At 38.3% G+C, this 16,561-nt stretch carries 10 protein-coding genes and 1 pseudogene; 9 read left to right on the top strand and 2 right to left on the bottom strand.

The window, feature by feature from the left end; genetic code table 11:
* Positions 1–353: 353 nt before the first annotated feature.
* Both AC1Q59_RS23225 and AC1Q59_RS23220 read right to left on the bottom strand, forming a co-directional pair.
* The gene (locus AC1Q59_RS23225) at positions 354–2,066 is read right to left on the bottom strand and encodes a hypothetical protein (RefSeq protein ID WP_492368250.1); all 1,713 of its coding nucleotides are present in this window, start codon (positions 2,064–2,066) and stop codon (positions 354–356) included.
* Positions 2,067–2,673: 607 nt separating this feature from the next.
* Entirely contained in the window at positions 2,674–3,456 is a 783-nt protein-coding gene (locus tag AC1Q59_RS23220) for a hypothetical protein (RefSeq protein ID WP_492368249.1), read from the bottom strand.
* Positions 3,457–3,998: 542 nt separating this feature from the next.
* Here AC1Q59_RS23220 and AC1Q59_RS23215 point away from each other — a divergent pair.
* From AC1Q59_RS23215 to AC1Q59_RS23175, 9 genes and pseudogenes are all read left to right on the top strand, one after another.
* The gene (locus AC1Q59_RS23215) at positions 3,999–4,919 is read left to right on the top strand and encodes a serine hydrolase domain-containing protein (RefSeq protein WP_492368248.1); all 921 of its coding nucleotides are present in this window, start codon (positions 3,999–4,001) and stop codon (positions 4,917–4,919) included.
* Positions 4,920–5,027: 108 nt separating this feature from the next.
* A pseudogene (locus AC1Q59_RS23210) lies at positions 5,028–5,159 on the top strand (alanine dehydrogenase); the annotation flags it as partial.
* Positions 5,160–5,891: 732 nt separating this feature from the next.
* A complete protein-coding gene (locus AC1Q59_RS23205) occupies positions 5,892–7,289 on the top strand; it encodes a cytosine permease (RefSeq protein ID WP_492368247.1) in 1,398 nt (465 codons plus the stop codon).
* Positions 7,290–7,342: 53 nt separating this feature from the next.
* Entirely contained in the window at positions 7,343–9,379 is a 2,037-nt protein-coding gene (locus tag AC1Q59_RS23200) for a hydantoinase/oxoprolinase family protein (RefSeq protein WP_492368246.1), read from the top strand.
* A gap of 10 nt (positions 9,380–9,389) precedes the next feature.
* On the top strand, positions 9,390–11,366 hold the full coding sequence (locus AC1Q59_RS23195; protein WP_492368245.1) for a hydantoinase B/oxoprolinase family protein: 1,977 nt from the start codon (positions 9,390–9,392) through the stop codon (positions 11,364–11,366).
* A gap of 85 nt (positions 11,367–11,451) precedes the next feature.
* Entirely contained in the window at positions 11,452–12,189 is a 738-nt protein-coding gene (locus tag AC1Q59_RS23190; protein ID WP_492368244.1) for a FadR/GntR family transcriptional regulator, read from the top strand.
* 121 nt (positions 12,190–12,310) lie between these two features.
* Positions 12,311–13,642, top strand: a complete 1,332-nt coding sequence (locus AC1Q59_RS23185) for an aminotransferase family protein (RefSeq protein ID WP_492368243.1) — start codon at positions 12,311–12,313, stop codon at positions 13,640–13,642.
* 283 nt (positions 13,643–13,925) lie between these two features.
* Positions 13,926–15,161, top strand: coding sequence for a Zn-dependent hydrolase (locus AC1Q59_RS23180; RefSeq protein ID WP_492368242.1), 1,236 nt, complete (start codon positions 13,926–13,928; stop codon positions 15,159–15,161).
* A 36-nt stretch (positions 15,162–15,197) separates the two neighbouring features.
* Positions 15,198–16,526 carry a GntT/GntP/DsdX family permease gene (locus AC1Q59_RS23175; RefSeq protein WP_492368241.1) on the top strand — a complete coding sequence of 443 codons (1,329 nt, stop codon included), beginning with the start codon at positions 15,198–15,200 and terminating at the stop codon, positions 16,524–16,526.
* Positions 16,527–16,561: the final 35 nt, after the last annotated feature.

Raw genomic sequence — 16,561 nt, 5'->3', positions numbered from 1 at the left:
AATACCGAAGTCATCTGTTGGCATCATAAGTCCCTTTATTTAACTGTCCATTTTATGGGGTATAGTTCACAGGCACCGTGTCCTCCCTTCATTTACCAATATTTAATTCGGGATTTTTTACTAGGTTTGAAGTTTCGTTGGTTTTTACAAGGAGTAAAAGGTAATTTTTTAGAAGTAGGGAATAGGGAATGGGGCACTTGTAGCGATTTTTGACGCAATTTTGCTATCCATTATTTTTGAGAAGGACAAAGTGCCTGTCCCTTTGTCCTTCCAAATAGACAAAGGCTGGCAATGGGGGGTGAACCAAAGCCAGCCTTTTCTATTAAACACTCGCATTCGCTAAATTATTGTCCTTACTTTAAGAAGTTCATAATGTTAGAGAATGAAGTAACTAGGTCTTGATAGTAGCCAATCAATTTATCCTTTAAAGTGATTGTGTCATTTTCTGTAACTACGTCATCTTGAGCAGGTTGCTCTGTTTCAGGAGCTGGAGTTACTTCTTCATTTTCAGTTTGTTCAGGAGCAGCAGCCTCTTGGTCTACATTTTCAGATTGTTCAGGAGCAGCAGCCTCTTGGTCTGTATTTTCAGTTTGTTCAGGAGCAGCAGCTTCTTGATCTGTATTTTCAGCTTGTTCAGGAGCAGTAGCCTCTTGCTCATCATTTTCTGCCGCTTCGTTTTCTAGTGTCGCTGTATCTGAAGATTGATCTTCATTTTCAACAGCCTCTGGAGTTTCTGCCTGAACGTCCTCATCATTTGTTAATTCCGTAGTTGAAAGATCAACAGTGGTTTCAGGAGTTGTGTCAGAATCTGCAGTTGCTGTATCTGTTTCTTCAGCATTTGCTGTTTCATCGGATACTACATCAGCTTCTGCTGTGTTTTCTGTTTCCTCAACTGTTTGTTCAGAACTTGATTGATCTAGAAGTTTTTCAATAACAGATTGATAGTATCCAATGATACTTTGATAGCTGTCTTCTATGAAATCATAAGATTCGTCTACCCATGAAGTAGAATCATCTTCAGCAACTGGCGTATCACTGCTTTCATCAGTTAACTCATCATCAGCAGGAGTTTGAGCTACATCATCGCTTGCCGCATCCTCAGTATCAGCAGCATCGTCAGCAGCTTGCTCGTCATCAGTAGGAGTTTGAGCTACATCATCGCTTGCCGCATCCTCAGTATCAGCAGCATCGTCAGCAGCTTGCTCGTCCTCAGCAGGAGTTTGAGCTACATCATCGCTTGCCACATCCTCAGTATCAGTAGCATCGTCAGTAGCTTGCTCGTCACCAGCCGGAGTTTGAGCTACATCATCGCCTGCCATATCATCAGTTTCAGCTGCATCATCAGCAGCTTGCTCGTCCTCAGCAGGAGTTTGAGCTGCGTCGTCGCCTGCCACATCATCAGTTTCAGCTACATCATCAGTAGCTTGCTCGTCCTCAGCAGGAGTTTGAGCTACGTCGTCGCCTGCCACATCATCAGTTTCAGCTACATCATCAGTAGCTTGCTCGTCATCAGCAGGATCCTGAGTAACATCGTCGCTTACTTCATTATCAGCTTCTGCATCGTCCTCAACAGCTTGCTCATTATCAGTTGAAGCTTCATTATCCTCTACAGCTGCTTCATCATCAGCATCCGCATTATCATCAACTACTGGATCATCTTCAGAAGGTGTATCAGTGCCTTCCTCAGTTCCTAGTTCTTCGTCATCAGTTGGATTATCATTGATGTCGCCGTCTGGCTGATCATCACCATTTGTATCATCTGTATTGTCGTCATCGGCAACGGCATTTGTTTTACCGGCATTACTTTTCGCAAGTGCACTAACTAGTTTTCCTTTTTCAGGAGAACCTTCTAGACTTTTTGCTAATGAAGATACTGCCTGACCGTGATTTTTCACTTGGTCCATAACGGCCGGATCTACGTTTTTTTGATCAAGCTCTGCTGCTGAAATAGGAGCACCGGCTGCCAAAACCGTTGCGGCCATCATGGATGTTGACATCACCAGTGGAGCTACCTTCTTTGCTAGGCTTTTGTTCGTCTTTTTAGGATCGTTTTGTTTTTTGTTCATTGCTACATCTCTCCTAACTTGAATTTTTACTTATAGGTGGACTTTTAAAATAGTGTCACCAGCTATAAGTTGGGTAAAGATATTGCGTCGATATCCCTGCAATACCATTACCTTCCCCACTTACTCTACAGAACGTTTGTTATGGTTGTGTGTTACTCAGATTAAAAAAAATGACGGTTTACTTACGTATTTGTGGAAATTTGCAATAATTGAAATCGGTTGATAGGTGTAATAGGGTCTTTTTTTCTAGAAGTGGAATACATTCCCAACACCCACTCTAAACAACCTTTCAAGCATTTTTTATAACCGTATTATTTTAAAATAACTACGGCCAAATCTTCATTACAAATATTTGATAGATATGAAAACTATTAAGAGGATGTCTCACTTTTTAATAGATTGTAAACGTAAAGGACAAAGTGTCTGTCCCAGGGACGTAGGGACAGGCACTTTATCCTTCCATTTAGTGGAAGATATAAACCTGGGAATCATTTTTGGTTCTTCTAAAGAAGAGGCAACCTGATAGTAAATAGATTAAGGGATCATTCCGGCAATGGCACCTTAAAAAAACGGGACAAATATGTACCTAATGGATATCACCATCCACTTATGACAACAAATACTGATCATCAAAGAATCCTTTAAGTTCATCATAAAGCCTTTCCAGGATACGTCGATTTGGTATTCTGCTATCCACTGGAATAATGTCAAAGTTATACATTCTAGTGAAGAAAATTTCTTTGGCTTCATTGAGTGAGGCTTCTGCGAACTCTTCCACCTCTTCCTGATACTCTTTCGCCCAGAATTTACTTTTTTCATAATATTGATCTAGGAACATATAAATATCACATTCATTGCTCCAATATTGCCCAAACTCAAACCCGCTTTTTGATAGATTGCTGCTTCCGATAATGCCAGCTGTTACCTCGGGAATCCCATTCACATGCTGCACTTTGAAGGCCACCTTCGCATGGTAAAACGGTGAATAATAGGCTTGGATATTCATTGTTTTATTAAAGAAAGAGGAGGAGCTGTTTAGTTGCTTACCGAACACATCAACGAACTCTAAATAATCACAATAGCCGCATGTCTTAAAAGTCCCATTTATATTAATAGAATTTTTTTTGCACTTATTGCAGTTGGAATGATGATTATTCTTGCATGAATTGCACTGACGAAAATTTCCCCCAAGTATCTTCACCGCACTCTGGTCAGGCATCATGGCAGCGATCCTTGTTGTTAAGTCATTTTTTGGATACAGGGCACCTTCTGTCAAATAACCAGAGGAAAGTACTAGAGTATCCCCAGGAGATTCTTCTATCATTTCTAATAATGCCTCTCTAAAAAGGTTCTCTGTTCGTCTTTTTCTAAAAAGAATTATCATGGCCATTCTATTGTTCCTCCAGCTAGCATCTTTTCTATTAATATATGGAGGGAATCTATGATTATGATTAAAAGTAGTAGGACAGGGGGACAGGCACCTTGTCCTTCCTTTATTTTACAATATAAAGTATTGATTGTTTTTGAGGTTTTCTTAAATTTTACTACAGGTATTAAAAGGTTGATGTACCTGCGAGGACAAAGTGCCTGTCCCTGTGTCCCGTTACTGAGTGAATCCTAATGATAGACTCATAGCATTTAGAGTGTAAAATGAATTAGGTAAAAAGTATGATATTTTTGAAGGTTCTGTATTTACACTTCTCCAATTAATCTTTAAAATACAAATATTAGGATAAAAATTTTATAAAGAATGGGAGAGGTCCGGTGAAAAAAATTTTAAAAATAATTATCGTTGGCTTGATTGCTATCGTACTAACCTTAATTGTCCTTCTTTTATTAATGGGACGAGACAGTCATAAAGACCTTAAAGGAAGTATACCTGAACAGTTGGACCAATATCTTATAAAAGAAGGTTTTCAGGGGAACGTTTTAGTGTCGAAAGATAATGAGGTGGTTTTTAAAAAGGGGTACGGAATGGCTAGGTCAGACATACCAAATACCCCAAGTACTTTATATCAGATTGCCTCTTTATCAAAAACATTTACGGCCATTGCCGTTATGCAGTTAGTTGAGAAGCAATTATTGACCATTGATGAGCCAATTAGTAAATATTTCCCGGATTATCCCAATGCAGATACAATCACAGTTGGTCATTTACTAAGTCACAGTTCAGGAATTCCGGATTACCTTAAGCCGGAGTTTAAATTTGACTATAGTAAAGAATGGAAACCAGAGGAAATTGTAAATGTTACACGAGGTGCTGAATTGCTGTTTCCTCCAGGAGAAAGTTTTCAATATAGTAATACTGGTTATGTGATGTTAGGAATGATTATCGAGAAAGTTACTGGTCAATCCTATGCAGAGTACATTGTAGAGCATATCTTCAGACCAAGTGGAATGGAGAATTCGATGTTTTCATTAAAAGAAGGAATCCCGGCAGCGGTTGGTCATGTCAAGGGCGAACAAGGACCATTAATGAATAATACAGCTGCGTTTGCTGCAGGAGATATTATCTCTACTGTCGAAGATCTAGCGCTTTTTGATCAGGCTATCCGTAATCATGTACTTATTTCAGTTGAATCAGATGAATTGATGGGCACAACTCATGCGAAGAAGTTCCCATATCAATATGGATATGGATGGTATACGCAGAATGTAATAGGCCATGATGCTGTGGGACACTCAGGTGGATATCCGAGCGGTTTCCGCCACTATGTTGCACGTTTACTTGATGAAGAAATTACGGTTATTGTGTTAAGCAATGAAATGAACATTAATTCAAAAACAATCAATCGAAACCTTACTTCAATAATGCTGCAGGAGCCAATTTGGATTTGGGATGAAATACTTTAAATGGTGCCTAGTATAGTAAATAGATTCAAACCATAAAAACTGATGTGACTTACAGATTTAAATGCAGACCGCTTACGTCAATTGGATGATATCTTTGGAAACCAGATTGATAACAATGCATTAAAACTTGGCGTTAACACGGCGAATGGGGAAATTATTTATGAAGCTGTAGCTAGGGACCTTGGGTATCAATATATCCCTGCTGAGAAGGCGCTTGAAAAAGAGCTAATGATTAAATAACAATGAATGTTTAACTCCTGTAACCCTCAAGAATTATTTTCTTGGGGGTTTTATTATGGTGATTTTTGATGTTATACCGTTTTAATTTTAATCATTAATTTAGAAATTTTGTATCTAAAAGTTTATGTAATAGATGATTCAAACCACTTCCCATAACCTGGAACTTCATACTCTAGCACTCTTCCTAAGAGTTTCATGCCTATCATCACGCATCAATTTAGTTGAACACCTCCCTGAATAGGGGGCCACTGCCGTCTGTGGTGTTATCTGCCAGAAAGCTCCGATATATATTGAAGATATTTCTTTTTCTATACGAGTTATCACTAAGGCAATGAAATAAAAAAGACTCAAGGATAATTTATAAAAGTTTAAAATTAAAAATATTTAAAAAATTATAGGCATTTTTTTACTAACCTTATACTATTATTTACAGTAAGAATTTTTTAGTAAGGGGTGTTTAATCATGCCATAAATTAAGTATTTACTAATTTATCGAAACAACTGTACTGACCACCATTACACTTCATTCTATCTCAAACTTTTAGAGCGCTTTTATAGGTTCAACTAATCCTATAACTACAACCGCACAAACTATTTCATTTAACCGCAGTTATAACCTCACATAATACTAAAACCTGCAGTCTAAAGAACAATTTAAATTAAATTTTTATTGCTGTCCAGACCACCATTACACCAAAGTAATTTGAATTTATAAAAGAGGGGAGTTTTTATATGAGCAAACTGAAGAATTGGTATGCATCACTTCAGGAAGAGGAAAAAAGCTCCGAGGATGCGATTCTTACACCACTTACAATGAAACAAAGAAGACCTGCGCTGCCACTTATAGCCGTATCTTTTGGTTGGGCCTTTCTAATGTTAGGAATGATTGTTGGGGAATCAATTGTTCCTGCACAAAGTGTCAATGAAATTATCTCGGCTATTGTTATTGGAAATGGATTACTGTTTATACTGTGTTTTCTTGCGGGGTATATCGCATATAAAACTGGTTGTAATACAGCCCTCATTTATCGTTTAGTATTTGGCAATAAAGGGATGATCCTGCCATGTATTCTTGTCATGATTGTGGGTGTTGGCTGGCAAGCATCGATTGTGGGCATGTTTGCGGAGATTTGGGTGGGTCCTGAAGTTACGCCAACCTATTTTGCTATTGCTTTTATTGGAGGAATCCTCGTCACTCTTACATGTTATAAGGGGATTAAAGGTTTGGAAATCATAAGTTGGCCGGCGTTAATCTGTTTGCTGACTCTTGCCTTTATAGCCATTGTAACCAGTTTCAATGCTATTGGAGGTATGGCAGGTGTAGATTCAGCTGCTCAAAAACTTTTTCTCTCAACTCCTTCTAATCTTGCTACCAAGATTAACCTTATAATTGGGTCATGGATTGTAGGGGCTTTATTTGTAGGAGACTTTACACGTTTTGCTAAGAGTAAGAAAACTGTATTAGGATTTGTAGCAATTAATTTCCTTTTCGTACAACCATTGCTGCATATAATGGGTGTTCTAGGAGGAGCTGCACATGGAAGCTATAATCCAGCTGTCTACATGGCCACTGCTGGTTCAATGCTTTGGTTTTTTATTCTTATCAGTTTTGTATTAGCTATCTGGACAACTGGCGATAATAATCTTTATTTTACACAAACTCCATTGTCCAATATGTTGAAGATTCCAAGAAAGATTTCTGTTCTAATTTTAGGAACCATCGGATCCCTAGCAGCGGCATTAGGTATGTTAAATTATATCGGTGTTTTTATCAATGTACTTGCTGGGCTGATCCCTCCTATCATAGGTCCTGTTGTTGTAGATTTTTACTTGATTCATAAGCGGAAATATGATGTCACCCTATTGGATAGGTTGCCAGCAGTAAATGTTCCGGCAATTATTTCTTATATTGTTGGTGTCATTGTCCCGTTATTGTATACACCAAGTTGGCTGCCAGGAGGTATTATGGGGATCATTGTATCCGTTATTACCTACTCTCTAATTACTTGGGTATATATGACCAAAGGAAAGAAATTCGGGTATATGGAAGCGCTTCCCAATAATAACGCTGTAGGGAATGTTTTCATTGAAAATAACAGTGAAGCAACTGCAGGGTCATTAAACAAATGAACATACAAATAATTCAAATATAGAATCTATTAAATTAACGAGGTGAAAGTTTTATGAGTTCAGTTAGAGTAGCAGTTGATGTTGGAGGTACATTTACAGATATATTTGTATTCGATGAAATAAGCGGAAAGAGTCGTGTATTCAAGACACCATCAACACCAAATCAGCCAGAAAAAGCAATTATAGAGGGAATCGAACAGGCAAAAATTGCTGGTAAGGATATTTCTTTCTTTGCCCATGGCACAACGGTTGGGACCAATGCCTTAATTCAACGGAAACTTCCAAACACAGCCTTAATCACGACATTGGGTTTTAAGGATGTACCTGAGATTCGCCGTGGAACAAAATTGGATTTATGGGATGCATATAATGATGTGGCACCTTCCTATATTAAGCGGAGAAATCGCTATGAGATAGACGAGCGAATCGACTATAGCGGGAAAGTACTCAAGGAGATAGACGAATATGAAGTTCGAAATCTAGCAAGAATTTTCAAGAAAAAAGGAATAGAGTCAATCGCTATATGTTTGATGAATGCGTATGTAAATGGTGAAAACGAACGAAAGGTTAAGGATATTTTACAAAGCCTGTTGCCAGACGTCTATATTTGTACATCCAATGAAACCCTTCCAGAAATTTTTGAGCATGAAAGAATGAGCACAACCATTGTAAATGCTGTATTAGGACCAATCGTCAGCAGCTATATTCAAAAGTTAGATACAGAAATGAGAGAAAAAGAATATGAAGGTGATATCCTAATCCTTCATTCTGGCGGGGGAGTCATGACATCTGAAACGGTTCCTCGTTATTCTGGCAGATTGGCGAGTTCTGGTATTGCTGCTGGGGCAATTGCAAGTAAGTATATTGCTAACTTATGTGGCTACCAGAATGCAATTGGCCTTGATATGGGTGGAACAAGCACGGATATTTCTTTAATGTACGAAGGAGATCTAAGAATAACGAAGGATTGGTCCATAGAGTACGGTCACCCTATTCGTTTTCCAAGCATCGAAATCTTAACAATTGGAGCTGGCGGGGGAAGTCTAGCGTGGATAGATGAAGGTGGTTCGTTGCGGAATGGGCCACAAAGTGCAGGAGCAGACCCTGGACCAGCATGCTATAACCTTGGCGGAGATGAGCCAACGAATACGGATGCTAACCTTGTGCTTGGAAGATTAAATACAAAGTTAATTGATGGAAGCTTAACCTTAAATAAAGAGCTTTCAAAACAAGTGATAGAGAGGAAAATTGCGAAGCCATTTGAGCTTTCTATAGACGAGGCAGCTAATTCAATCTTAAAAATTGCCAATGCAAATATGTGTGATGCACTTCAGTTGATTTCAGTACGTCGAGGCTATGATCCTAGAGACTTTGCCTTAGTTGCCTTTGGTGGAGCTGGGGCACTTCATGGAGCCTATCTAGCAAAAGAAATGGAATTTCAAAGTGTCATCATCCCGCCACATCCTGGTGTTGCCTCTGCCATGGGGTGCCTTTTAGTGGATGTACGTCATGATGTTACAAAAACTTATGTGAAGAATGTTGAAGATGTCCAATTAACGGAGCTTGAGGAACAATTTTTGGATCTAGAAAAAGCAGCTTTGAAGCTTCTGGAAAAAGAAGGGGTAGCAAAAGAGAATATGAATGTAACCCGGTCCATTGACATGCGTTATGTCGGTCAATGGAGAACGTTATCTATCCAGATACCAAGCACAATTAGCTCACTTGAAGAAGCTATTAAAGAATTTCACCAAGAACATGAGAGAGAGTTCTCATTTTCCAACCCGAACCAAGGAGTAGAAATTTATGGTTTGCAGGTTGCTGGTATTGGACGGGTACCAAAACCTAACATTCAGAAAGAAGAGGCTTCCGGAAGTTTAGATCAAGCTTTAAAGGAACACCGTGAAGTGTATTTTGAAGAATGTAATGGCCGGGTAAACGTTCCCATTTATAACCGCAGTTTAGTTCCAGTTTCCTCTATCATTAATGGACCAGCAATCTTAGAGCAATTGGATTCGACAGTTGTGATTCCTCCTGATTTTACTGCGAAGGTAGATGAATATAAAAATATTATTTTAACAATAGAAAAATGAGGTGAAATAGATGAATAAAGAGCTTCTTACCCAACAAACATTCCAAAGTAAACTGGATCCAGTAACATTTGAGGTTTTAAAAAATTCATTTGTCAATATTGTAGATCAAATGTCAGAACAAATACTGAGAACATGCTACTCCTTTGTTATTTACAATCGCGACTTTAGTTCCGCCATGTGTGATTCGAAGGGCGACACCATTATGCAAGGAACACAAGATATTTCTGTTCACGTTGGAACACTGCATTTAACTGCAAAAGCAGTTCTTGAAGATTATAAGGATGATATTCATCCAGGAGATGTATTTATCATCAATGATCCTTACCGTGGCGGAACGCATTTTTGTGATGTTCGGATTATTCGTCCGATTTTTTATGAAGGGGAATTAATCTCGCTTATGCAATCATGTGGGCATTGGGCAGATGTAGGGGGTGCGGTTCCTGGGTCCTTTGATGTACTAGCAAAAGAGCACTATAGCGAAGGTGTTAGAATACCTCCTCTTAGGATTTGGCACAAAGGAAAGTACCTAGCGGATGTAGCCAATTTATTAGTAAGCAATATGCGAATTTCAGAAGAAAGATTAGGAGATCTTAGAGCACAGGCAGAGGCAACTAAGGTTGCTGGGAATCAGCTTATCCAATTAATTGAAAAGTACGGTAAGGAGACCGTCTTGACCGCTTTTGATGAGGTCCAAGATTATGTTGAGAGAATGGCAAAGAATCAAATTGCCAAACTACCAAATGGAACCTGGGAAACTACTGATTTTATTGATATGGACCCAGACGGGGGAGACGCCCTAATTCCAATTAAGGTAAAAATGACTATAAAGGATGACGAGGTCCATTATGATTTAAACGGTTCTCATTCTTACATTGGATGTGTATTAAATGCTGGGTTCGGGGCTGCGTTTTCCGCAACTGTGGCGGGTACCAAAACATTTTTCCCAGAGATACCGTTGAATTCTGGATTTTATAGAGTAGTGAACACTTTATTGCCAGAAAATTCAGTCGTTAATGCACCATGGCCAGTTTCTGTAACTGGTTTCTGTTCTGGAGCCTACGAGAAAATTATGAATGCTATCTTTGAATTATGGTCAATGGTTATGCCAGAAAGAGCTATTGCTTGTTCTTTTAATCTTGAATATTTATTGATTGGTGGCCATGACAAGAGAGAAGGATATGGAAATTACTTCATGTGGTATGACTGGATGGCTGGTGGTCACGGGGGCAGGAACGGTAAGGATGGTGTCAACGCACTTGCCCCAATTTTTGGTTTGGGATTAAGTGTTCAGCCTTGTGAAGGCCAGGAACGACTATCACCAGTTATAACTAAAAACCACAGTATTATAACAGATTCAGGAGGACCAGGGAAATATCGTGGAGGATGTGGGGTAGAAAAAGGTGGAAGCCTTACCAATATCCATCGAACAGTTATGTCCTATTGCTGCGACCGATCAAGATCGATTCCATGGGGCATTATTGGCGGATTACCTTCATCTCCACATGGTGCTTGGTTGAACAAAGGAAAGGAAAATGAAAAATATATTGGGACGATTGCTTCAAATATTTCACTAACTGATGGGGATACTTTCACCAGACCTTCTGCAGGAGGCGGAGGATTGGGAGATCCGCTAGATCGTGATGAGCAATTGGTTCTAGAGGATGTTATCGATGGCTATGTTTCTATTGAGAGAGCGAAAAAGGATTATGGGGTAATTGTGGAAGAGATTGATCGTGAGCTTGATTTGTTTAGGATTGATGTTAATGCAACGAAGTTAGAAAGAGAATACATCCGAGAGAATAGAAATAAGTGGATGTCAGAAGACTTGAATAAAGTTCAAGAGTTATATGATAAAGGCGAGATTGATGAACTGGATTTGATCCGTCGGTATGGAGTAATTATTGATATGGGAAATAAAAAGATCTTACAACAATCCACGCAGCAATATCGAGAAATGTTAAACAAAAGGACAGTTAACTATTGGTAAACAAAAAATACATTTAGAACAAAAGGTTACCGGTAAGGGAGGGAGCCATTGAAATTATAAGCCTTTTAATGAAAGAGGGATTACATTGAAGCTTTCACCGATTCGAAAGACACGTGTCTACAAAATTATTATCGAGCAAATAAAAGAGTCTATTCGTATAGGAACATTAAAGCCAGGAGATAAACTGCCATCAGAAAGAGAATTTGCCCAACGTTTAGAGGTTTCCCGAACTGCTGTTCGGGAGGCCTTTAGTGTATTAGATTCACTCAATTTAATAGATATATTGCCAGGTATTGGAATATTTCTAAAAAAGGATTTGACCGAAGAGATTATTGAAAAAATAACCAATACCCTTATGGAGAAGGAAACAAATCACATTAATATTATAAAACTTATTGAAGTAAGACAGGGAATTGAAGTTCAGGCAGCATATTTAGCAGCTCAAAGACGTCATCGAGGAGATTTAAAAGCACTTAAACAAGCCTATGAAAAGTTAGACGCGGCTGCAAATAGACAGCTAGTGGGAGCGGAAGAAGATCTCGATTTTCATCTGGCAATCGTGAATGCTAGTCATAATGATATGTTAGCGCAAATCTTCAAAATCTGTTATGAAAAGTTCTACGATGGTATTGAACAGTTTCGAAAGGAAGAAATGAAGATTCCTCCTGAGGAAAAAATTAGCCTTGATATTGAACACTTGAACATATATGAGGCAATAGTAGAGAAAGATTCACTAGTAGCCAGAGAATTGGTTTGGAATCACTTGGAAAATGTAAAAACCAGTTATATGACACAGATAATGCCATCAAAAAAAGATACCTAGAATTATGCTGATTGAGTTATTACAGCGCAATCTGAAAAGAGTTTCCTAAATATTATAGAAAATGCGCAAGTTTCCTAGGTTAATAGTCTTTCAATAATAAGTTAAGAAGGGATGATTTATTGTGATCCAAACACAAAATAGTATTGACGAGTTAAATAGACTAGATAAAAAGCATTTTATTCACCCAACGTCCTCATTAAAAGAACAACAGGAAAAAGGACCGGCAATTATATTTCAAAAAGGGGAAGGGGTATTTCTAACAGATGTAAATGGAAAAAAGTATCTCGAGGGAATGTCTTCTTTATGGAACGTAAATATTGGCTATGGCCGAAAGGAACTTGCAGAAGCAGCAAAACAGCAAATGGAACAACTAGCTTATTCCTCTTGCTTTGCCACATTTAGCAATGAACCTGCCATTCGACTGGCTGAAAAAGTAGCCGAGCTAACACCGGGAGACTTAAGCGGAGTATTTTTCACATCCGGTGGATCTGAATCTAATGATACCGCATATAAACTTGTCCGAAACTACTGGAAATTAAAAGGTCAGCCCCAAAAGAATAAAATTATTTCAAGAAATGCTGCTTATCATGGAGTGGCCTTAGGTTCAACAAGTGCTACAGGAATTGAGGTATTTCAAAACTTTACTACAGTCAAGGCACCTGGATTTATTCATATAGAGCCCTTATCAACGGATGCATTGAAGGAAGCGATTGCGAAAGAAGGTGCAGATACTATAGCAGCGTTTATTGCTGAACCGATTCAAGGGGCTGGGGGAGTTATTACTCCACCTGAAGGTTATTTTGAAGAGGTACGCCGTATTTGTGATGAACATGACATTCTTTTCATTGCTGATGAGGTTATTACAGGATTTGGTCGTACAGGTAAGATGTTTGCATGTGAACATTGGGGAGTGGTTCCTGATGTGATGCTTATTGCCAAAGGAATTACTAGTGGCTATCAGCCTTTAGGAGCTGTAGTATTTAGAGAAAAAATTCACCAAGAATTAATCGACTTAACCGAAGGCGTGCTCTTACATGGATTTACTTACAGTGGCCATGCAACAGCATGTGCAGTTGCACTGAAGAATATTGAGATCATACAGAAAGAGGAACTTGTTGAAAATTCTCGTAAAATGGGAACCTACCTTCTAGAAGGGCTAAAGAATCTCGAACAAGAGATTGATATAGTTAGTGATGTAAGGGGATTAGGACTGATAGCAGGTATAGAGATTGTAAGGAATAAGCAAACAAAAGAACGTTTTGAGGTTAAGATGTCTCAAAGAATCATTGAAGAGGCTCGAAGCAGGGGATTAATTTTACGAAATGTCGTGTTTGGTGATATGGATACGATCGTATTTTGTCCTCCACTTATCATTAATAAAGAGGAAATAGATGAGTTGTTGTCGATCCTTCGTTCTTCAATTTTAGAGGCAAAAAGACAATACGAAAAGTGAAAAGGAGTATAACACCAGCTAGTGTAGTTAGAGACCTTGGGTATGAATATATCCCTGTTGAGAAGGCGCTTGAAAAAGAGCTAATGATTAAATAATAATTTTAATGTTTAACTTCTGTAACCCTCAAGAATTATTTTCTTGGGGGTTTTATTATGCCGATTTATGATGTTAAGCCTTTCTAATTCATCAATCAGTATTACTGAAACTACAGTTCGGAAATTTCAATTTTACAGAATTGTCAAAATACATTTATAATAAGGTAACCCAATGAAAGGAGGACACTATGAAAATAAATTTAAACAGATTGCAGGGATTTTTCTATGAAATGTCCCAAGTAGGGGCTACTAAAAATGGAGGCGTTTCGAGACTTACCCTGACATCTGCTGATAAAGAGGCTAGAGATCTTCTAGTAAAGTGGTTAAACGATGCTGGTTTAAAGGTTCGTTTTGATGACGTTGGTAATATCTATGGACGTAAAGAGGGAACCGACCCTAATGCTGATCCTATTGTAATTGGCTCCCATCTTGACACAATTAAAGATGGAGGGACATTCGATGGAGTTTTGGGGATTATTTCCGGGCTAGAGGTAATTCATACCCTTTCGGATTTATCTATTTCTACAAGAAGACCTATTGAAATTGGAAACTTTACAAATGAAGAGGGTGTCAGGTTTGAATCATTAATGGGAGGAAGTGGTGTCCTTTCAAATGATTATGATCTGACTGCTATTTATTCCGAAAAGGATCAAGATGGGAAAACCTTCGTGCATGAGCTAAAGAGAATTGGATATTTAGGAAGCAAAGAAAACCGCCTGAAAGCTGCGGATGCCTTTATAGAGCTGCATATTGAACAAGGTCCTATTTTGGATAGGGAGAAAATACCGATAGGAATTGTCGAGGGTATTTTAGGTTTTACATGGTTATCGGTCACTATTACTGGCGAAACAAATACATCAGGACCTACTCCTATGTATTTAAGAAAGGATGCATTAACCAGTGCATCAAAAATGATAGTAGAAATTGAAAAACTAGCTTCAAAAATTGGCGAAAGGTCTATTACCACGGTAGGGCTAGTAGAAGTTAAACCGGGGCATGTGAATTCTATTCCAGGGGAAGTGGAATTTACAGTCGATATAAGGGACGAAGATCCTATAAAGCAAAAAGCCGGTGTTCAATTAATAAAGGATTGTATAAGAACAATTGCTGAAAGAGACATGGTCCATTTTAAAATAGAGGAAAAAAAGACATTTGAACCTGTTAGTTTTTCCCCTAGACTTGTTGATGCTTTAGTTAAGTCGGCAAATGAGTTAGGTTACCCATCAAAAAGGATGGTAAGTGGAGCGGGGCATATTTCAACCTATATGAATAATTTCTGCCCAACAGCAATGATTTTTGTCCCAAGTATTAACGGGATAAGTCATCTGCCAAATGAAAGGACAGAATGGGAGGATATTGAAAAAGGTACAAACTTATTATTAAATACAGTTCTTAAATTAGCAGAAATTAAAAAATGTACCTAATTAATTCTATGCCTATACGTGAGAAGGAGGGAATTTATGTTTCAAGCACCAACATTATGGGGACTGCTCCCACTCTTTATTTTTGTTATTTTAGCATTTAGAAATCGACATCCAGTAGTAGCCATTTCTATTGCCATTATTGTTGGAGCAATTATGAGTGGAGAAGGGCTAGTTAGTATAGGGTCTTCTATTCGAGAGGGTCTGAGTTCCTTTTTAGGCTACATTGGATTAATTATTATGGCAGGAGCTGGTTTAGGAAAAATAGCGGAAAAAACCGGTGCAGCAGAGAACATTGTACGTTTTATTATGGTGAAGATTAAGCTTAATACACCATCCAAGGCTATTATAGGAACAATGTTTTGTTCTGCATTACTTAGTGGGCTTCTAGGAACTTTAGCAGGAGCAAATGCAGTGTTAGCACCAGTAATCATTCCCATTGTTGCGGCGGCAGGATTATCTCCAAGTGTTTTAGCCATTATATTTCAAGGTGCTGGAACTACAGGTCTTTTCTTAGGTCCTTTTACTCCTCCAATGGTTACGTTAATGGAGCTTACTGGGCTTTCGTATACACAAATTTTAATCTCCGCTAGTATTCCACTTGCGGTAGTTGTTTGGGCTGCTACCTTCTTTTTTTCAAAAAGGGTTTTGTCGAAAACATTGCTTGAGCAGGCTTATACAGCAGAGGATATTATTGACATTAATAAAGATAATGGTGGTTTCTCAGAAGAGGATAAGAAAAGGAAAGAAAAAATATCTAAACAAGCAACTCTCACCTTTTTGATAACTCTTTTAGGTCTTATCGTATATGGAGTGATCATCGAGGGTGGGTCTACTTTTGCAATTATGATCATTTTACTTACTTCAATCACCACAGCATTGGCAGGAAGATTATCATTAAATGAAATGGTTGAAACCTTTTTTGAAGGGGCGAAACCCCTAGTATGGCTGTTCTTCCAGTTTGTATTATTTACTCCTTTTATTTATTACATCGAAAAGCTTGGTGGGTTTGAGGCTTTAGCAAATTTATTAATGCCCTTAGTAGAAAGCGGCGGAAAAACAGCTCTATTAAACATGATAACTATATTAGGAGTGGCTGGAATACCAGGTGCTTCAGTTGCTCAGATGACTATTTTAAATGAAATGTTTCTTGAAATTATCAGTGGTGCAGGTATTCCAATGACAGTATGGATTATGGTACTGCTAGTTGGTTCCCAAATGACTGAATATCTATATCCTGTTGGTGATACTTTAGGTGCAATGGGTATCGCACGTTCCAGAGATTTAAAGAGTATGATTATTTTTGGTATTGTAGCGACGGTAGCGGCATTAATACTTGTTTTTGCTTTTACATTAATAACTGTTTAGTCAAAAATATTTGGATAATGAAAGGGATGGGAAAC

The organism is Cytobacillus sp. MT66, assembly GCF_058792595.1.
This window is presented reverse-complemented; position numbering and strand designations above follow the sequence as displayed.